17 protein-coding genes and 2 tRNA genes are annotated in these 20,009 nt (G+C 57.1%); 3 read left to right on the forward strand and 16 right to left on the reverse strand.

Going from position 1 to position 20,009, the window contains the following annotated elements; all coding sequences use genetic code 11:
* The first annotated feature begins 60 nt into the window (after positions 1-60).
* A complete protein-coding gene (locus RYA97_RS12640) occupies positions 61-3,033 on the forward strand; it encodes a DUF748 domain-containing protein (RefSeq protein WP_316892372.1) in 2,973 nt (990 codons plus the stop codon).
* Positions 2,993-3,367: a DUF2845 domain-containing protein gene (locus RYA97_RS12645; RefSeq protein WP_057402165.1), complete on the forward strand. Its 375-nt coding sequence runs from the start codon at positions 2,993-2,995 to the stop codon at positions 3,365-3,367. The genes RYA97_RS12640 and RYA97_RS12645 overlap by 41 nt, the downstream gene beginning before the upstream one ends.
* A 138-nt stretch (positions 3,368-3,505) precedes the next feature.
* Here RYA97_RS12645 and RYA97_RS12650 read toward each other — a convergent pair whose 3' ends face one another.
* From RYA97_RS12650 to rlmE, 16 genes are all read right to left on the reverse strand, one after another.
* Positions 3,506-3,859, reverse strand: coding sequence for a BON domain-containing protein (locus tag RYA97_RS12650; protein ID WP_004656644.1), 354 nt, complete (start codon positions 3,857-3,859; stop codon positions 3,506-3,508).
* A 288-nt stretch (positions 3,860-4,147) separates the two neighbouring features.
* The gene (pnp, locus tag RYA97_RS12655; RefSeq protein WP_005733040.1) at positions 4,148-6,253 is read right to left on the reverse strand and encodes a polyribonucleotide nucleotidyltransferase; all 2,106 of its coding nucleotides are present in this window, start codon (positions 6,251-6,253) and stop codon (positions 4,148-4,150) included.
* A 175-nt stretch (positions 6,254-6,428) separates the two neighbouring features.
* Positions 6,429-6,698 (reverse strand): 30S ribosomal protein S15, encoded by a 270-nt coding sequence (gene rpsO / locus RYA97_RS12660; RefSeq protein WP_002555121.1) that lies wholly within the window; start codon positions 6,696-6,698, stop codon positions 6,429-6,431.
* 159 nt (positions 6,699-6,857) lie between these two features.
* Positions 6,858-7,775 (reverse strand): tRNA pseudouridine(55) synthase TruB, encoded by a 918-nt coding sequence (gene truB, locus RYA97_RS12665; protein WP_004656648.1) that lies wholly within the window; start codon positions 7,773-7,775, stop codon positions 6,858-6,860.
* Positions 7,776-7,778: 3 nt separating this feature from the next.
* Positions 7,779-8,195: a 30S ribosome-binding factor RbfA gene (gene rbfA / locus RYA97_RS12670; RefSeq protein ID WP_057453249.1), complete on the reverse strand. Its 417-nt coding sequence runs from the start codon at positions 8,193-8,195 to the stop codon at positions 7,779-7,781.
* A 159-nt stretch (positions 8,196-8,354) separates the two neighbouring features.
* Complete coding sequence (infB, locus tag RYA97_RS12675; RefSeq protein WP_005733039.1) at positions 8,355-10,886, reverse strand: translation initiation factor IF-2; 2,532 nt, start codon at positions 10,884-10,886, stop codon at positions 8,355-8,357.
* A 27-nt stretch (positions 10,887-10,913) separates the two neighbouring features.
* Positions 10,914-12,395 (reverse strand): transcription termination factor NusA, encoded by a 1,482-nt coding sequence (gene nusA / locus RYA97_RS12680; protein ID WP_002555125.1) that lies wholly within the window; start codon positions 12,393-12,395, stop codon positions 10,914-10,916.
* 59 nt (positions 12,396-12,454) lie between these two features.
* On the reverse strand, positions 12,455-12,913 hold the full coding sequence (rimP, locus tag RYA97_RS12685) for a ribosome maturation factor RimP (protein WP_002555126.1): 459 nt from the start codon (positions 12,911-12,913) through the stop codon (positions 12,455-12,457).
* 130 nt (positions 12,914-13,043) lie between these two features.
* A tRNA-Met gene (locus tag RYA97_RS12690) sits at positions 13,044-13,120 on the reverse strand.
* A 95-nt stretch (positions 13,121-13,215) separates the two neighbouring features.
* A tRNA-Leu gene (locus tag RYA97_RS12695) sits at positions 13,216-13,301 on the reverse strand.
* 45 nt (positions 13,302-13,346) lie between these two features.
* Positions 13,347-13,727 carry a preprotein translocase subunit SecG gene (gene secG / locus RYA97_RS12700; protein WP_003313628.1) on the reverse strand — a complete coding sequence of 127 codons (381 nt, stop codon included), beginning with the start codon at positions 13,725-13,727 and terminating at the stop codon, positions 13,347-13,349.
* A 4-nt stretch (positions 13,728-13,731) separates the two neighbouring features.
* Positions 13,732-14,487, reverse strand: a complete 756-nt coding sequence (gene tpiA, locus RYA97_RS12705) for a triose-phosphate isomerase (protein WP_316892378.1) — start codon at positions 14,485-14,487, stop codon at positions 13,732-13,734.
* Positions 14,488-14,553: 66 nt separating this feature from the next.
* Complete coding sequence (gene glmM / locus RYA97_RS12710; protein ID WP_005744973.1) at positions 14,554-15,897, reverse strand: phosphoglucosamine mutase; 1,344 nt, start codon at positions 15,895-15,897, stop codon at positions 14,554-14,556.
* Between the two features lie 16 nt (positions 15,898-15,913).
* The gene (folP, locus tag RYA97_RS12715) at positions 15,914-16,765 is read right to left on the reverse strand and encodes a dihydropteroate synthase (RefSeq protein ID WP_057404296.1); all 852 of its coding nucleotides are present in this window, start codon (positions 16,763-16,765) and stop codon (positions 15,914-15,916) included.
* A gap of 8 nt (positions 16,766-16,773) precedes the next feature.
* Entirely contained in the window at positions 16,774-18,678 is a 1,905-nt protein-coding gene (gene ftsH / locus RYA97_RS12720; RefSeq protein ID WP_316892382.1) for an ATP-dependent zinc metalloprotease FtsH, read from the reverse strand.
* 193 nt (positions 18,679-18,871) lie between these two features.
* Positions 18,872-19,522 carry a 23S rRNA (uridine(2552)-2'-O)-methyltransferase RlmE gene (rlmE, locus tag RYA97_RS12725; protein ID WP_004666214.1) on the reverse strand — a complete coding sequence of 217 codons (651 nt, stop codon included), beginning with the start codon at positions 19,520-19,522 and terminating at the stop codon, positions 18,872-18,874.
* A gap of 103 nt (positions 19,523-19,625) precedes the next feature.
* Here rlmE and RYA97_RS12730 point away from each other — a divergent pair, with 103 nt between their 5' ends.
* A complete protein-coding gene (locus tag RYA97_RS12730; protein WP_002555133.1) occupies positions 19,626-19,937 on the forward strand; it encodes a YhbY family RNA-binding protein in 312 nt (103 codons plus the stop codon).
* Positions 19,938-20,009: the final 72 nt, after the last annotated feature.

The following is a 20,009-nucleotide window of genomic DNA, read 5'->3' on the forward strand; positions in this document are numbered from 1 at the left end:
GGGAACCGAACAGGCATGCCATACTCCAAGGGCTTCCAAAAGAGAGAGACGCCGCTGCCCATGTCCAGAGGATTGAAACGCACACTTGGCTCCTTGCTGACTGTGATCGTGCTCTACAGCTTGCTGGGGTTCTTCATTCTTCCCGGTGTCGCTCTGCGGATCGCCAATCAGCAATTGGCCAATTACGCCACCGTGCTGGCGAAGCTTGAACGCCTGGAATTCAATCCCTACACGCTGGAGCTGACGCTCTGGGGCCTGAACATCGGCACGCCGGGCAAGGAACAGGTCGCGTTTGAAAAGCTTTATGCCAACCTGCAAATCGACAGCCTGTGGACACGGGCCCTGCACCTACAACGCATCGAGCTGATCAAACCCAAGACCGAGCTGTTGTTCGACAAGCAAGGCAAGCTCAATCTGGCGCAACTGTTCAAGCTGCCAGCCAGCGAACCTGCCAAGGACGAACCACCCGGCAAGCCGTTCCCGCTGCGTATCGACGAAATAAAACTGGCCGATGGCTATGTTCACTTTCAGGATATGCGCCCAAGTCAGCCCATCGAATTTCTCTACGACACACTCAATTTCGAACTCAAGAACCTCAGCACATTACCCGAAGACAATGCCGACATGACGCTGGTCGCGGCAGGTCCGGATGGCGGGCAGATCGACTGGGTCGGGCGTATCAGCCTGATACCGATCACCTCGGAAGGGACGCTGAAAGTCACCGACAGCAAGATGAAGCTGTGGTGGCCTTACGTGCGTGATGCGTTGCCGCTGGCGCTTGAGGACGGCGTGCTGAATTTCAGCACCGCCTACACACTCAATCTGGCCAAGGAAACCGAGCTGAAGCTGACCAATGTGTCGGCCAGTGTCGCGCCCTTCGCGTTGAACACGCCAGACGGTCGCCCTCTGGTACGCCTGCAACGCCTGGACGTGAGCGAAACATCAGTCGATCTGGCAAAGCAGCTGGTGACCGTAGGCAAGATCCGCAGCCAGAAACTGGAAACCTGGGCAGCGCGCGAAGCCGACGGGCAACTGGACTGGCAGAAACTATTCGCCAGCCAACCGGGCAAGCCAGCGGCAGCGCAAACACCGGCCGTGGACGACAAGGCGGCTGAACCGGCACCCACGACCGACGCCTCTGTCAAAGCCAGCGCCAAGCCCGCCACGCAAAGCACGCCATGGCAGGTGCTGCTGCGAGATGTGCAGCTGCGCAATTACATGGTCCACCTGGCAGATCGCGTACCTCAAGAGCCTGTTGCTCTGGATGTTGGCCCGCTGAATCTGGACATCCAGAATTTCGACAGCCTGAACAAATCCCCCTTCACGCTTAAGCTTGATACCGGGCTGGGCAAACAGGGCAACCTCACTGCAGCCGGCGATGTGAACCTCAACCCAGTCAGTGCACAACTTAACGTAACTACCCGCGACATCGACCTGCGCCTCGCCCAAGCCTACATCAGCCCGTTCATTCGTCTGGAAATGCGCAGCGGCATGCTGGGCAGCGATCTGGCGGTCAACCTGAAAAGCACCGAACCGCTGGCGTTCAGCGTTACCGGCAAAGCGCAGGTCAATCAGCTTCACACACTCGACACGCTCAAACAGCGCGACTTCCTGAAGTGGCAGCAACTGCAACTCGAAGGGCTGGACTACCAGCACGGCACGGGCCTTTCGATTGCCAAAGTCAACATGGATCAGCCTTACGCACGCTTCATGATCAATGAAGACCGGACCACCAATGTCGACGATCTGCTGATTCCACAACCTGATGACAAGACCGCATCGCAGCCAAAAACAGCCAGAACACAGCCCAAGGCCAAGGCAGAGAACCCTCTGGCGATCTACGTCGGCGAAGTGAATATCAAGGATGGCTCGGCAAACTTTGCCGACATGACCCTGACCCCCAACTTTGCCACCGCCGTCCAGCAGCTCAATGGTCGTATCGGCACCATCGACAACCGCAAGGCGACACCGGCACCCGTGGACATCCAGGGCAAGGTCGACCGCTACGCGCCTGTGACCATCAAAGGCAGCCTCAACCCGTTCGACCCGATGGCCAGCCTGGATATCACTACCAGTTTCAAGCGTGTCGAGCTGACCAATCTGACCCCCTATTCCGGCAAGTTCGCCGGTTTCAGGATCCGCAAGGGCAGGCTCAATCTCGACCTGCACTACCTGATCACCAAAGGTCAGCTCAAGGCGCAGAACAAGGTGCTGGTTGAGCAGTTGCAACTGGGTGAGCGTGTCGACAGCCCGGATGCGCTGGACCTGCCTATCCGTCTGGCGGTCGCGCTGCTCAAGGATACGCAGGGACGAATTTCTCTGGAGCTGCCGATCGAGGGCGACCTGAACAACCCGCAGTTCAGCGTCATGCCGATTGTCTGGCAGACCCTGCGCAATCTTGTGCTGCGTGCTGCGCAGGCTCCGTTCAAGATGCTCGGCGGGCTGGTCGCCGGTGGAAGCTCCGAGGATCTCGGCAGCGTGAGTTTCGCGCCGGGCTCCAGTGATTTGTCGGCCGAGGCGCAAAGCGCCCTGGACAAGCTCTCGGTGGCGCTCAAGGAGCGCCCGGACCTGAAGCTGGAGATCGAAGGCACCAGCGCTGCCAGCAGTGACGGTCCTCTGATCGCCCAACAGCGGCTGGAGCGGGAATACCAGTACACCTATTACAAGATCCTCCAGCGACGCGGCGACAAGGTTCCGGCCAGGGCCGGGTTGATACAGGTCCCGGAGGAGGAGAAGGCGCCCATGCTCGAAGGTATCTACCGCACGCGCCTGAAACAGCAACCGCCTGCCGAATGGGCAAACCTGGGCAAGGAACAACGTGCAAACCAGATGCGTGCCGCCGTGCTCAAGTTCTGGAGCAGCAATGAGGTATTGCTGCGTGAGCTGGGCCAGGGCAGAGCCAGCAGCATCAAGGACTACCTGGTAGACAAGGGCAAGCTGGAAGACGCTCGTGTGTACTTCGTCGATGCCCGCCTGGGTCAGGCCCAGCCAGATGGTAAAGTCATCAGCCCCCTCCACCTCGACAGTGAATGAAGCCTTGGCACGTACCCGAATCAAACTGCTGATCAACCTGACCCTTGCCGCTATGGCCGTGTCAGTTGCTGCCTCTTCATATGCCACGTCAACGCTGCGCTGCGGCAACCAGCTGGTCAGCACGGGGGACCGGGCATTCGAAGTGCAGCAGAAATGCGGAGAGCCCGTAAGCCAGGAAGTGCTGGGCACTCAGGAGACCTTCAATAGTAACTACCGAAGGTCCGAAGCCGTGAGAATCGAGGAATGGATCTACGGACCTGATAACGGCATGTATCAGTATCTGCGCTTCGAAGGGGGTCGCCTGGTGAGGATTGAAAGCAAGCGTCGCACCTGACTCTCCCAAGCGTCTGTTTGTCACCGTCATAGAAAAGGCCCCGACTCTTCAGTCGGGGCCTTTAATGGCTACATCCTTGTAGCCTCGCATGAACTTTCCATCAATCAATGACTGCGGCTGTTCATGAGCAGTATTCGATTACTCGGCTTTCAGGCCAGCAGCCGATACGTCTTTAACACCTTTGATTTTCTTGGTGATAGCGACGGCGATTTTCTTCTGAGCATCAGTTACAGCTACGGTGGAAGAAAGGGAAACCACGCCTTTGTTGGTCTCAACCTTGATGTCCGAACCTGGGATGCCTTTCTCGGTCAGCAGGTCAGCTTTGACTTTGGTGGTGATCCAAGTGTCAGAAGTATCTTCTTTGACTTCTTGAGTAGTGGTGTTGGCTGCCAGAACCATTGGCGCTTGGGCCGAGGTCTGTGCGAAAGCAGCGTTGGCCATGGTCAGAGTCAGGGCAGTAGCGGTAGCAGCGGCAATAGCGAACTTCTTCATACGATAACTCCTGTTTTTCTCGAAATCTGCACCAGCGTGTGGTGGCAGGGTTAACAGGTATATCGCAAGCGGTGTGCCAAAAACGAAAAACACTAAAAACCCTTTAAAATCATAAGGTTGTGTTTTTTTGTTTTCCACCAGGTCGTGCAGTTTGCCCGTTCGTCACTAATCGGGCTTGCAAGATGCATGTTTGCACCGAGCAGTTTGCATGCCCCGTTTGTAACCCTCTAATTGCGCTCATAAAAAAAGGACTCCGAAGAGTCCTTTTTCACACGCCGCTCAGATCAATCAGACGCCCGACGCTTTCGCTGCCGCTACGTCTTTGATCGACAGCTTGATACGACCGCGGTTGTCCACGTCCAGTACCAGCACTTCGACTTCCTGACCTTCCTTGAGGATATCGGTCACTTTCTCTACGCGAGCATCGCTCAGCATCGAGATGTGAACCAGACCGTCCTTGCCCGGCAGGATGTTGACGAACGCGCCGAAATCGACGATGCGCTCAACCTTACCGACGTAGATCTTGCCGATCTCGGCTTCTGCGGTAATGCCCAGAACGCGCTGACGTGCTGCCTCAGCCGCTTCCTTGGACTCGCCGAAGATCTTGATCGAGCCGTCGTCTTCGATGTCGATCGAAGCCTTGGTCTCTTCGCAGATAGCACGGATGGTTGCGCCACCCTTGCCGATCACGTCACGGATCTTGTCGGTGTCGATCTTCATCGCGATCATGGTCGGAGCGTTGGCCGACAGTTCGTTACGCGACTGACCGATGATCTGGTTCATCTGACCGAGGATGTTCAGACGAGCTTCCAGGGCCTGACCCAGGGCGATCTCCATGATTTCTTCGGTGATGCCTTTGATCTTGATGTCCATCTGCAGCGCGGTAACACCTTTGGAGGTACCGGCTACCTTGAAGTCCATGTCGCCCAGGTGATCTTCGTCACCCAGGATGTCGGTCAGAATGGCGAACTTCTCGCCTTCCTTGACCAGACCCATGGCGATACCGGCAACCGGTGCCTTCATCGGAACACCAGCGTCCATCAGTGCCAGGGAAGCGCCGCAGACCGAAGCCATGGAGCTGGAACCGTTGGACTCGGTGATTTCCGACACGACACGGATGGTATACGGGAACACGTCGGCGCCTGGCAGCATGGCCTGAACGCTGCGACGGGCCAGACGGCCGTGACCGATTTCACGACGGCCCGCGCCGCCCATGCGACCGCACTCGCCCACCGAGAACGGAGGGAAGTTGTAGTGCAGCATGAAGGGGTCTTTTTTCTCGCCTTCAAGGGTGTCGAGCAGCTGTGCGTCGCGCGCGGTACCCAGCGTTGCAACAACCAGCGCCTGAGTTTCGCCACGGGTGAACAGTGCCGAACCGTGAGTCTTCGGCAGAACGCCGACTTCGATATTCAGAGGGCGAACGGTGCGAGTATCGCGACCATCGATACGCGGCTTGCCGTTGACGATGTTTTCGCGAACGGTGCGGTATTCGATTTCACCGAAAGCAGCTTTGACTTCGCTGGCAGACGGGCTGCCTTCTTCAACAGCCAGCTTGGCAACGACCTGATCTTTCAGCTCGCCCAGGCGCGCATAGCGGTCGGCTTTGACAGTGATGGTGTAAGCCTGGGAGATCGCGTCGCCGAACTCGGCACGGATAGCGCCCAGCAGTGCGGTGGCTTCAGGCTTTGGCTGCCAGTCCCAGACAGGCTTGGCGGCTTCTGCAGCCAGTTCCTTGATGGCGTTGATCACCACCTGGAATTCGTCATGGGCGAACAGCACAGCGCCCAGCATCTGGTCTTCGGTCAGCTCTTTGGCTTCGGATTCAACCATCAGAACGGCTTCGGAAGTACCGGCTACGACCATGTCCAGGCTCGAAGCCTGCAGTTGCTCGTAAGTCGGGTTCAGCAGGTAGCCGGTGCTTTCGTGGAAAGCAACGCGCGCAGCACCGACCGGACCGTCGAACGGAATACCGGAGATGGCCAGTGCAGCCGAAGTACCGATCATCGCAGCGATGTCCGGATCGATTTTCTTGCTGGTGGAGACGACGGTGCAGACAACCTGCACTTCGTTCATGAAGCCTTCTGGAAACAACGGGCGGATCGGACGGTCGATCAGGCGCGAGGTCAGGGTTTCTTTCTCGGAAGGACGGCCTTCACGCTTGAAGAAACCACCAGGAATCTTGCCGGCAGCGTAGGTTTTTTCCTGATAGTGCACGGACAGAGGGAAGAAGCCTTTGCCAGCGTCAGCCTGTTTGGCGCCGACCACAGTCACGAGTACGCTGACGTCGTCGTCAACGGTGACCAATACTGCGCCAGAGGCTTGACGGGCGATACGGCCTGTCTCGAGGGTTACGGTCGATTGACCGAACTGAAACTTTTTGATTACCGGGTTCACGGTTTCCTACCTTTCTTTGTGGCTCTTGGGGAACTGGTTTCTTGCGAATTCTTGGGCAGCGTGGGGAATCGGCCCCTTCCACAGTCCAGATAAAACTTGAGGCTGGGAGCCTGCCAGAACCACCGGGAAAACCCGACGGATCGTGACAGACAACCAACCTCTAGCAACGTCGTTATTAGCGACGCAGACCCAGACGACCGATCAGGGCGCTGTAACGGCTAACGTCCTTACCTTTCAGGTAATCCAGCAGCTTGCGACGCTGGTTTACCATACGGATCAGACCACGACGCGAGTGGTGGTCCTTACCGTTGGCCTTGAAGTGGCCTTGCAGTTTGTTGATGTTGGCGGTCAGCAGTGCAACTTGCACTTCTGGCGAACCAGTATCACCAACAGCTTGCTGGTAGTCGGTTACGATCTGAGCTTTTTCTTCAACGCTGAGTGCCATGTGGGCAATCCTTTTGTTCAAGGAAGCGCTTCCGGAGAAACGTTTCCAACAGGCCGAGGACAGATCCTCGTATTAAAAAAGGAGGTATGACCGTGCCTGTTGACAGCCATCCTCGTTCCACCCCGCTCGCAGGCTAGCCTGCGGACGGACTGGTTCCGGTCACTCTGACCGAATCAATCGACGCGGCGCAATACGCCCGTCTTCGCCGACTTCACCGATACCGATGAAGCGACCTTCGTGATCCTGCACACGAACCATACCGAATTTCGGTGCGTCCGGCGCGCGCACTGGCTGCCCGTGCAACCAGTAAAACGAACTGTGCTCCGAAAACTTCAGCAGCGGCCAGTCCAGCAGACCGCTGTCCGATGGCATCAGGAAGCGGTCAACCGCCTCATTGCCGCCGTCGGCATGCACTTGCTCCAGCTCTTCCAGCGTAACCGTCTGAGCCAGCGTGAAAGGCCCCGCCTGAGTACGGCGCAGCTCTGCGACGTAAGCACCACAACCGAGCTTTTCACCAATATCCTCGACCAGCGTACGGATATAGGTGCCTTTGCTGCAATCGACGGACAGACGTGCTGTGTCGCCTTCGCAAGCAAGTAATTCCAGGCGCGCAATAGTAACAGAACGGGGCTCGCGCTCCACTACTTCCCCTGCACGTGCCAGCTTGTAAAGTGGCTGGCCATCACGCTTGAGGGCCGAGTACATGGGAGGTATCTGGCTGATTTGCCCACGAAAATGCGGCAACACCGCTTCAATATCGTCGCGACCAACGGTCACCGGACGCGTGAGCAAAACCTCGCCCTCAGAGTCGGCGGTCGTGGTGGTTTTGCCCAACTGCGCCAGAGTCTCGTAGGACTTGTCCGAATCGAGCAGGTATTGGGAAAACTTGGTCGCTTCGCCAAAGCACAACGGCAAAACACCCGTTGCCAGAGGATCAAGACTGCCCGTATGCCCGGCTTTCTCGGCATTGAGCAGCCAGCGAACCTTTTGCAAAGCGGCGTTGGAAGTGAAACCCAGTGGCTTGTCGAGCAGGATGATCCCGCTGACGTTGCGGCGTATACGCTTGACCTGAGCCACTCTTTATTCCTCGGTACTTTCAGGCTTTGCATCTGGCGGTGCCGAGCCTTCCTGATGCTGACCGTCTTGCGCTACCGCACGCTCGATCAGTGCCGAGAGATGCGCGCCACGCACGACGCTTTCGTCGTAGTGGAAATGCAGTTGAGGCACACTGCGCAGCTTCATTTCGCGTGCCAGCTGCATGCGCAGGAAGCCTGCGGCAGAGTTGAGCACCTTGATGGTCTGTGCGATCTCTTCCGCGCTGTCCTGGCCCATGACGGTCATGAAAATCTTCGCATGACCCACGTCACGGCTGACGTCTACGGCGGTGATAGTGACCAGACCCACGCGTGGGTCCTTGATTTCGCGACGGATCAGTTGCGCCAGTTCGCGCTGCATCTGATCGCCAATGCGTTGGGTACGGCTGTATTCTTTTGCCATGCTTGTTACCTGTTACTGATCCGGGACCAAACCCTGACAGTCTGAAAGCGGCAAACGCCCGGCCTGACAATTGCCAGACCGGGCGTTGCGTTTAGAGCCCATGGGAGAAGCAGGGCATTTGCATGCGAAGCTCCCACCATGACTCCTGAAGCTCGCGATTTAGAGGCTGCGAGCCACTTGGACCTTCTCGAAGACTTCGATCTTGTCACCGACCTTGACGTCGTTGTAGCTCTTGACGCCGATACCGCATTCCATGCCTGCACGTACTTCGGCAGCGTCGTCCTTGAAGCGGCGCAGGGATTCCAGCTCGCCTTCAAAGATAACGATGTCTTCGCGCAGAACACGAATCGGACGGTTACGGTAGACAGTGCCTTCCAGAACCATACAGCCTGCGATCGCGCCGAATTTCGGCGAACGGAACACATCGCGGACTTCGGCGATACCCAGGATATTCTCCCGAACGTCGCTGCCAAGCATACCGGTGAGGGCTTTCTTGACGTCTTCGATGATGTCGTAGATCACGTTGTAGTAACGCATATCCAGACCTTCCTGCTCGACAATCTTGCGCGCGCCAGCATCGGCACGCACGTTGAAGCCAAACAGTACAGCGTTGGAGGCCAGTGCCAGGTTGGCGTCGCTCTCGGTGATACCACCGACACCGCCACCGACTACGCGCACTTGCACTTCGTCGTTACCCAGGCCGCCCAGGGCGCCCTGCAATGCTTCCAGAGAACCGCGGACGTCGGATTTGAGGACGATGTTAAGCGTCTTCTTCTCTTCCTGACCCATGTTCTCGAAGATGTTCTCCAGCTTGCCGGCATGAGCGCGAGCCAGTTTGACCTCGCGGAACTTGCCTTGGCGGAACAGAGCGACTTCGCGGGCTTTCTTCTCGTCAGCCAGCACCGACATCTCGTCGCCAGCATCCGGAGTACCGTCAAGACCCAGGATTTCGACCGGGATCGAAGGACCTGCTTCTTTGACCGGCTTGCCGTTCTCGTCGAGCATGGCGCGGATGCGGCCGAAGTTCGAACCGACCAGAACCATGTCGCCCTGACGCAGCGTACCGTCCTGAACCAGAACAGTAGCGACCGGACCACGGCCCTTGTCCAGACGGGACTCGACAACAACACCACGACCCGGGGCCGAAGGAGTTGCCTTGAGTTCCAGAACTTCGGCTTGCAGCAGAACAGCTTCCAGCAGCTCGTCGACGCCAGTACCCATTTTCGCGGATACCGAAACGAAAGGCGTATCACCGCCCCACTCTTCGGACGTCACGCCATGGACCGACAGCTCGCTGCGGATACGATCGAGGTCAGCACCAGGCTTGTCGATCTTGTTCACCGCAACAACCAGCGGAACGCCAGCCGCAACAGCATGCTGAACAGCTTCGATGGTCTGCGGCATCACGCCGTCGTCAGCTGCAACCACCAGAATCACGATATCCGTTGCCTTGGCACCACGGGCACGCATGGCGGTAAACGCGGCGTGGCCAGGGGTGTCGAGGAACGTGACCATGCCGCGTTCGGTTTCAACGTGGTAGGCACCGATGTGCTGGGTGATGCCGCCAGCTTCGCCAGCTGCAACCTTGGCACGACGGATGTAGTCGAGCAGCGAGGTCTTACCGTGGTCGACGTGGCCCATTACGGTCACAACCGGTGCACGGGAGAACGACTCACCTTCGAACTTCAGCGATTCGGCCAGGGAATCTTCCAGGGCGTTGTCGCTGACCAGCGTGACCTTGTGGCCCAGCTCTTCGGCGATCAACTGGGCAGTTTCCTGATCCAGTACCTGGTTGATGGTCACCGGAGTGCCCATCTTGAACATGAACTTGATGACTTCAGCAGCCTTGACCGACATCTGTGCCGACAATTCGCCGACAGTGATGGTCTCGCCGATGGCAACGTCACGGATCACAGGGCCGGTAGGGCTCTGGAAACCATGTGCATTGCGCTTCTTCAGCTTGGACTTGCCGCGACCACCACGACGGAAGCTGTCGCTTTCTTCGTCGGTAGTACGAGGAGCAACGCGAGGGGCCGGAGCCTTCTCCTTGACCGAAGCGCGATGCGGAGCGTTTTTACGCTCCCCGTCGCCGCCGCGGGCATTGCGGTCGTCAGCACGAGGCTTGTCAGGGCGACGCTGTTCGTCACGCTTGCGAGCGTCAGCAGACGGCGCTGCGCTGGCAGGTGCCGGAGCAGCCGCTGCTGGTGCTGGCGCTTCACGCACAGGCTCAGCTGCAGCAACAGGTTGCGCGGGTGCCGAAGCAGGCTGGCCGGCGGCAGGCTGATTGCGCGCATCTTCTTCAGCGCGACGCTTGGCTTCTTCTTCAGCCTTTTGACGAGCGGCATTTTCTACCGCACGGCGTTCGTCCATCTCGCGCTTGCGCTCGGCTTCGATCTCTTCCGGGCTACGCTGCACAAAGACTTTCTTTTTGCGCACTTCAACGCTGATGCTCTTGCTGCCAGCAACGCGCAGGGTGCTGGTGGTCTTGCGCTGCAAGGTAATCTTGCGAGGCTCTTCCACCTTGGCCTTGTGACCGCTTTTCAGGTGCGTCAACAAGGCTTGTTTTTCGTTATCGGTCACAACTTGCTCGGCGGCGGTGTGCGGCAGACCTGCCTCACGCATCTGCTGTAACAGGCGCTCTACCGGTGTGTCGACCACTTTGGCCAGTTCTTTCACCGTGACTTGCGTCATGCACTTCTCTCCTCAGGCCGCGCCCAATTACTCGAACCAGTGGGCTCGGGCGGCCATGATCAACTTGCCGGCACGATCATCGTCAATGCCGTCGATGTCGAGCAGGTCATCTATAGACTGCTCGGCCAGGTCTTCGCGGGTAATTACGCCGCGCACCGCCAGTTCCATCGCCAAATCCTTGTCCATACCCTCAAGCGAGAGCAGGTCTTCGGCCGGATGGGCGTCTGCCAGCTTTTCCTCTGTAGCGATGGCTTTAGTCAACAAACGATCCTTGGCACGAGCGCGAAGCTCGTTGACGATTTCTTCGTCAAAGCCGTCGATGTTGAGCATTTCTTCCAACGGTACGTAGGCAATCTCTTCCAGGCTGGTGAAGCCTTCATCAACCAGCACCTGTGCCAATTCTTCATCGACTTCGAGTTCTTCGATGAAATTGCGCAGGATGTCACCGGTTTCAGCTTGCTGCTTGGCCTGGATGTCCGATTCGGTCATTACGTTCAGGGTCCAGCCAGTCAGCTGACTTGCCAGACGCACGTTCTGACCGCCACGACCAATAGCCTGGGCCAGGTTGTCCGCTCCCACTGCGATATCCATTGCATGCGCGTCTTCATCTACGATGATTGCCGCTACTTCTGCAGGAGACATTGCATTGATCACGAACTGCGCCGGGTTATCGTCCCAAAGAACGATATCCACACGCTCGCCACCCAGCTCGCCGGAAACAGCCTGAACTCGCGAACCGCGCATGCCGATACAGGCACCTTGCGGATCGATTCGTTTATCCTTGGAGCGAACAGCGATTTTCGCACGAGAACCCGGGTCACGGGAGGCAGCCATCACCTCGATGAGACCTTCGGCAATTTCCGGCACTTCAATGCGGAAAAGCTCGATCAGCATTTCTGGCGCAGTACGCGACAGGATCAGCTGAGGACCACGGTTTTCGGTACGAATTTCCTTCAGCAAAGCACGGACGCGAACACCGACCCGGAAAGTTTCCCGGGAAATGATGTCTTCACGAGCCAGCAAGGCTTCGGCATTGTTACCCAGGTCAACGATGACATTGTCACGTGTAACCTTTTTAACAGTACCAGAAATGATTTCACCCAGACGCTCACGGTAGGCATCGACTACCTGAGCACGCTCGGCTTCACGAACTTTCTGCACAATGACTTGCTTGGCGGTCTGTGCGGCGATACGACCGAATTCGATGGAATCGATTTTCTCTTCGATCAGGTCGCCCGCAACGGCACCTGGCTTCTTGACTTGAGCCTGGTCTACGGCCAATTCGTACGCAGGATCGTCCAGATCTTCGTCTTCGACAACCGTCCAGCGACGGAAAGTCTCGTAGTTGCCTGTCTGGCGATTGATCTCTACACGCAGTTCTACTTCATCTTCAAAACGTTTCTTGGTAGCGGTGGCAAGAGCCAGCTCCAGCGCTTCAAAAATTACACTTGCCGGAACGCCCTTTTCATTGGACACCGACTCAACAACCAGCAGTACTTCTTTGCTCATCGTACGCCTCGCCTTTCGCAAGCCATTGGATCCGCGGGATCCGCAGTAACCGGCACGTCTCAGTCAAACGTGGGAATAATGTTGGCCTTGTCGATCATGTCGATCGGCAACAGGAATTCATGGTCTTCAACCTGCACCACGACATCCTGCTCCTCCACCCCGCGGAGAAGGCCTTGAAAGTTGCGTCGACCTTCGAAAGGTGAACGCAGCTTTATTTTCACTTGTTCCCCGGCGTACGAAGCAAACTGCTCAATAGTGAACAGCGGGCGCTCCATGCCAGGAGACGATACTTCAAGGGTGTATTCAGTGCTGATCGGATCTTCTACGTCCAATACACCGCTGATCTGGCGACTTACGATTGCGCAGTCGTCGACCAGCACACCACCTTCCTTGTCAATATAAATGCGCAGCACCGAATGCTTGCCCTGGGAACTGAAATCGATCCCCCAGCATTGATAGCCAAGGGCCACGACCACCGGGGCCAACAAGTCCTGCAACTGTTCTAGCTTGCTCGACACCTGAACCCCCTCGTGCATGCTTTAGAAATAAAAAAATGGGCAAAAGCCCATCCCTGAAAACGCCGCTGAACATCGACGTCATGTACTGTCCAGCTAACAAAAAGCCCCTTAAAAGGGGCTCCGCTAAAACTGGTTGCGGGGGCTGGATTTGAACCAACGACCTTCGGGTTATGAGCCCGACGAGCTACCAAACTGCTCCACCCCGCGACAAAGCTGGGGCGGAAGTATACGACCGATCCATTGCTGGGTCAATCCAACATCCACCTACAAGAAAGCCCGCTAATGCGGGCTCCCTTGTTAATTGGTACCGAGAAGGGGACTCGAACCCCTACACCCATTGGGCACAACCACCTCAAGGTTGCGTGTCTACCAATTCCACCACCTCGGCATTACAACTCTTTGGCGACCTCACGAAACATCGCCGAATTCTTTTTTACTTCTTCTCTGGAGCTTGAGGTACGTCAGCTGGAACAGCGGCTGGCTTTTGCCCTTCGAGAACCGGTACATCATCTGCTGCCGGCTTTTGCTTCACTTCCAGTACTGCGGGATCTGGCAAACCTACCTGAGTCAGCTGTTGAGCTTTCTCTTTAGCAAAGTAACCTAACCCCAAGCTGGTTATGAAAAAACATGCTGCGAGTATAGCAGTAAACTTACTGAGAAAGGTAGAGGTTCCTTGACCTCCGAAGACAGTATTTGATGCACCTGCTCCGAACGACGCACCGGCGTCAGCACCTTTACCCTGTTGCAGCAATACCAGAGCAACAACGCCCAGAGCACCCAACAGGTGAAAAACGATTACGACTGTTTCCAGCATTTTTTCAGTTTCCCGCGGCGCGACAGATCGCACCGAACTCATCTGCATTCAGGGAAGCTCCACCAATGAGCCCCCCATCGATATCCGGCATGCTGAAGAGCTCGACCGCATTGGCCGCCTTCACGCTGCCGCCATAGAGAAGTCGCACGCCTTGTGCGACTTCGGCATTCTCTTTTGCCAGCTGCGCACGGATTGCTGCGTGCACTTCCTGCGCCTCTTGAGGCGAAGCAGTCAATCCGGTGCCAATGGCCCAGACCGGCTCGTAGGCAATTACGGCATTGACCAGCGCACTGATGCCAAACTCGGCGATGACACTGTCCAGCTGACGCCCGACAACTTCAAGCGTCTGCCCTGCCTTACGCTCTTCAAGCGTTTCGCCTATGCAAAGCACAGGTGTCAGCCCGCTTGCCTGGATCGCCGCAAACTTCTTGTTAAGCACATCATCCTGCTCGCCAATCAGCTGACGACGTTCGGAGTGCCCGACAAGTACCAGTTTGCAACCTGCATCAGCCAGCTGACTCGACGCGATCTCACCGGTCAGCGCGCCCTGCTCAGCCTGAATGGCTGCATCCTGCGCACCGACAATGATCGACGTTGCCTGAAGCCCTTCGATCACCTGATTGGTAAACAGACTTGCAGGCATTACGGCGATATCGACGCTGCCTGGCAACACCTGCTTGCCCAAACCCTCGATCAGCTCAGCGACGCTGGCGCGGGTACCGTGCATTTTCCAGTTACCAGCTACCATTGGGCGACGCATGCTACACCTCGTGGGTCAAAGTGGGCGCAGATGTTACCCAACACTTCCGACACTGGCAAGCCGAAATCAGGCGCAAACTTCAGCAACCAGTTTTGCGAGCTCTTCGGCGTACGATCTGACCTGGGTTTCATCCTCACCTTCGACCATCACGCGCACCAAAGGCTCTGTGCCCGACTTGCGCAGCAGTACCCTGCCCCGTCCGGCCATCTGCTCGGTAACACGCGCACAAGCTTGCTGGACCGAAGGGTGCGAAACGGGATCTACACCTGAACCTGCAAAGCGCACATTGATCAGGATCTGCGGGCATTTGCGCAGCTTCAAGCGCGCTTCGGCGAGGCTGATGCCGCTACGACGCAGGGCCAGTATCACCTGCAACGAAGCAATGATCGCATCACCGGTGGTGGCGTGCTGGAAGCACACGATGTGGCCAGAGTTTTCACCGCCGATCTGCCAGTTGCGCTCAAGCAACTCGGCGATCACATAACGGTCACCGACGTTGGCGCGAACAAACGGGATGTTCTGTTCGGCCAGAGCCAGTTCAAGCCCGAGATTACTCATCAACGTGCCGACGACACCACCCTGCAAGCGTCCACGTTCATGCAGATCACGGGCAATGATGTAAAGCAGCTCGTCGCCATCGACGATGGTCCCGGTATGGTCAACCATCAACACGCGATCGCCGTCACCGTCGAAGCCAATGCCCATGTCGGCATGCTCTGCGACCACTGCCGCCTGCAAGGCCTCCATGTGAGTGGAACCGCAATTCTTGTTGATATTGAGCCCGTCAGGCTGCGCAGAAAGTACGACAACCTGCGCTCCGAGCTCACGAAAGACGTTGGGCGCTACTTTGTAGGTCGCACCATGCGCGCAGTCGATAACCACCTTGAGGCCGGCGAAATCGGTGCTGGTCGGCACGCTGCTTTTGCAGAATTCGATATAACGCCCTGCGGCATCGTTAATTCGCGAAACCTTGCCAAGATTCTCGGACTCCGCCACGGTCATCGGCGCATCGAGCAGCTCTTCGATCATCATTTCGATCTCGTCAGGCAGTTTGGTGCCCTGACCGGAGAAGAACTTGATGCCGTTGTCATAGTGAGGATTATGCGAAGCACTGATGACGATGCCTGCTTCGGCATGAAACGTACGCGTCAGGTAGGCAATCGCAGGTGTCGGCATAGGCCCCAGCAGGAGCACGTCAGCACCGGCCGCAGAGAGCCCGGCCTCAAGGGCGGATTCGAACATGTAGCCAGAGATGCGCGTGTCCTTGCCGACGAGAATCCGGCAGGCGCCCATCTTGCGAAATGCCATGCCTGCAGCCCAACCTAGTTTCAGCATGAACTCGGGCGTAATCGGAAATTGCCCTACACGACCGCGAATGCCGTCGGTTCCGAAATATTTTCTGGTAGTCATGGATGCCCCACTGTTGTTATTCAGCTGCCTGGACAGCTGCGATCATGCGCACCACGTCAGCCGTTTCGGCGACATCGTGCACACGTAGAATTCGGGCCCCCTTGGTCATAGCCAAAGCAGCCAGGGCCAGCCCACCGGACAGACGCTGATCGACAGGTCGTCCCAGCACAGCACCGATCATACTCTTGCGCGAAACGCCCACCAGCAAAGGTTGACCGAGCGCATGCAGCGCTTCCATGTGCTTGAACAGGCTCAGATTGTGCTCCAGTGTCTTGGCAAAACCAAAGCCCGGATCAAGAATGATCTTTTGCTGATCGATTCCCGCTGCAGCACACTGCTTCATACGCTCAGCGAGGAAGGCACAGACCTCACCCACGAGGTCATCGTAGTACGGGTCATTCTGCATGGTTCCGGGTTCGCCCAGCATGTGCATGAGACACACCGGCAAACCAGTGCTTGCAGCCGCCTCAAGCGCGCCTGGCCGCTGAAGCGAGCGAACATCGTTGATAAGCCCGGCACCCAGGCCAGCTGTCGCCAGCATGACCTCAGGTGTCGACGTATCCACAGAGATGATCACATCCAGCTCGCGCGCGATGACCTCAACCACCGGCGCCACACGCTCGACCTCTTCTGACGCAGACACCGGACGCGCACCCGGGCGCGTCGACTCGCCGCCGACGTCGATCAGTGTGGCACCGGCCTGCACCATTGCTTCGGCATGACGCAAGGCAGCATCAAGCTGGCTGTAGCGGCCGCCATCGGAAAAGGAGTCCGGGGTTGCGTTGAGGATACCCATCACGTGTGTATGGGCCAAATCAAGAACCCGGTTGCCGCAAGGCAACCGGGTTGGGTACAGCGCAGCTGTCATGTCAGACCTTAGTGCTCGGCAGCAGGGCCGCCAATCGGAGTTTCCGGACGAGGGCCAGGTGTGATCGGAGTACCGTTGGTACCCGAACCACCGCCCCAGTCACGCGGTTCACGAGGCACGCGACCGGTCATGATGTCGTCGATCTGATCGGCATCAATGGTTTCATACTTCATCAGCGCATCGGCCATCGCTTCAAGCTTGTCACGATTGTCCGTGAGCAACTGCTTGGCAGTGCCGTAGCAGTGATCGATGATGCTGCGCACTTCGGAATCGATAAGCTTGGCAGTATCGCCGGAAACACTGGAGTTCTGGCTGCTGCCGCGACCCAGGTAACCCGCATCTTCGTCTTCGGAGTACATCAACGGGCCGAGCTTTTCAGACAAGCCCCATTTGGTGACCATGTTCCGGGCGATCTGACTGGCGCGCATGATGTCGTTGGATGCACCCGTTGTGACGCCATCGAAGCCCAGAGTCATTTCTTCCGCGATACGACCACCATAAAGCGAGCAGATCTGGCTGATTAACGCACGCTTGGACAGGCTGTAACGGTCTTCTTCAGGAAGAAACATGGTTACACCCAGCGCGCGACCGCGAGGAATGATCGAGACCTTGTAGACCGGATCATGCTCAGGCACCAGACGCCCTACGATAGCGTGACCCGCTTCGTGGTAGGCCGTGTTGCGCTTTTCCTTTTCGGACATGACCATCGATTTGCGCTCGGCGCCCATCATGATCTTGTCCTTGGCCAGTTCGAACTCTTTCATCTCTACGACGCGCTTGCCGGAGCGAGCAGCGAACAGCGACGCTTCGTTGACCAGGTTAGCCAGATCGGCACCGGAGAAGCCCGGTGTACCGCGAGCGATAACGCCTGCATTGACGTCTTCGCCCATCGGAACCTTGCGCATGTGAACCTTGAGGATCTGCTCGCGGCCACGAATGTCCGGCAGACCTACAACCACCTGACGGTCGAAGCGGCCCGGACGCAGCAACGCCGGGTCGAGCACGTCAGGACGGTTGGTAGCGGCAATGACGATGATGCCGTCATTCATTTCAAAACCGTCCATCTCGACCAGCAACTGGTTGAGAGTTTGCTCACGCTCGTCGTGACCACCACCCATGCCAGCGCCACGATGGCGACCGACCGCATCGATTTCGTCGATGAAGATGATGCAAGGAGCATGTTTCTTGGCCTGCTCGAACATGTCACGGACGCGGCTTGCACCAACACCCACGAACATCTCGACAAAATCAGAACCGGAAATGGTGAAGAACGGCACTTTCGCCTCGCCGGCAATGGCCTTGGCGATCAGCGTCTTACCGGTACCCGGAGGACCGACCATCAGCACACCACGCGGGATGCGGCCGCCCAGACGCTGGAACTTGCCCGGATCACGGAGGAACTCGACAAGCTCGCCGACTTCTTCCTTGGCTTCGTCACAACCGGCAACATCGGCCAGAGTGGTCTTGACCTGATCTTCAGACAGCAGACGCGCCTTGCTCTTGCCGAAACTCATCGGACCGCCCTTGCCGCCCGCCCCGCCCTGCATCTGGCGCATGAAGAACATGAACACCGCAATGATCACCAGGATAGGGAAGCTGGCCACCAGTAACTGAGTCCAGATGCTCTGCTGCTCAGGCTGCTTGCCTTCGATCACGACGTTGTTGCTGACCAGATCACCGATCAGACCGTTGTCCGGAATGTTCGGGCGGATGGTCTTGAAGGTGTCGCCATCACTGCGCTTGCCCGTAATGACGTAGCCATCGACGGAAACCTTCTCGACCTTGCCATCCTTGACCTGCTGGATGAACTCGGAATAGTTGAGGTTCTGCGGCTCGTTAGGGCTGGAGAAGTTGTTCATCACCGTCACCAGGACAGCCGCGATGATCAACCACAGGATCAAATTCTTTGCCATATCGTTCAATTAGCTACCCTCTGAAGCAAGCTCCACGCAGCAAGCGTGCCTCGCATGATATTCACCGGCCTAACTTACTACAGAACCTACAGATACGGCAGACACCGTCTGTAACCCTTTGTGAAACTTTGACAACACAATGTTCAGTCATGCTGCATCGGTAACGCCATTTGAAAAAAGCTATCGTGCCCCTTCAAAAACGCTCGATGCTGGCTGCCCCGTCGATTCCACGAAAGCCGCGAGCCAGCAGGTATTGCTCGCGTGACCTGTCGCGGGATGACGAAGGCTTGCGCATCTGCACCTTGTCAAACAGCTTGCGAATATCCTTGTGGTAGACATCGAAGCCTTCACCTTGGAAGACCTTGATCAGAAAATCGCCACCGGGACGTAGTACCCGACCGGCCAGATCGAGCGCCAATTCACAGAGAAACATCGCACGCGGCATATCTACAGCGCTCAATCCACTCATATTGGGGGCCATATCGGAAATCACAAGGTCTACCTGCGTATTACCGACTGCCTCAAGGATCTGCTCGAGAATCTTGTCCTCGGTAAAATCCCCCTGAATGAAGGTCACATCAGGGATGCTGTCCATTTCAAGGATGTCGGAAGCAATCAGACGACCTTGACCGCCGATCAGACGACTGGTCACCTGCGACCAGCCTCCGGGCGCAGCACCGAGGTCGATAACGGTCATGCCCGGACGGATGAGTTTGTCCTTTTCCTGAATCTCGAGCAGCTTGTAGCTGGCACGCGAACGGTAGCCGTCCTTCTGCGCCATTTTGACGTACTTGTCGTCGAAGTGTTCTTTGAGCCAGTTATGGCTTGTCTTGGAACGGGCCACGGGGCACCTCAAAAATAAACGAGTCGTGATTAACTGGGCGGTCCCGGACTCGCTCGGGTAAACTGGCCGCCGCTTTTAAAAGATCAGACGCAGAGGTCAGATTATGCCGCTCACTCCAGAGCAGAAGAAACAATACAAATCCATTGGCCACCATCTGAAACCGGTGTTGATCGTGGCTGACAATGGTTTGACTGAAGGTGTACTTGCAGAGCTTGAACGCGCATTGAGCGATCACGAGCTGATCAAGATCAAGCTCAACATCCTTGATCGCGAGAGCCGCCTGGGCGCCGTTGCAGAACTGTGCAAAGCAGGTTCGGCGGATCTTGTACAGGTCATCGGCAAAATGGCGCTGATCTACCGCAAGAACCCAAAGGTAAACAAGCAGCTCTCCAACGTCCACCGCGCGCACGGATAAAAACAGAAGTCAGGGCCGCCAAAAGGCGTGCCCTGACTCTTTTTTGCTGCTGACTGCGCCCGCCAAAGCGGG

This window comes from Pseudomonas syringae group sp. 26L6 (assembly GCF_032587815.1).
GTDB classification, from domain to species: Bacteria; Pseudomonadota; Gammaproteobacteria; order Pseudomonadales; family Pseudomonadaceae; genus Aquipseudomonas; species Aquipseudomonas amygdali.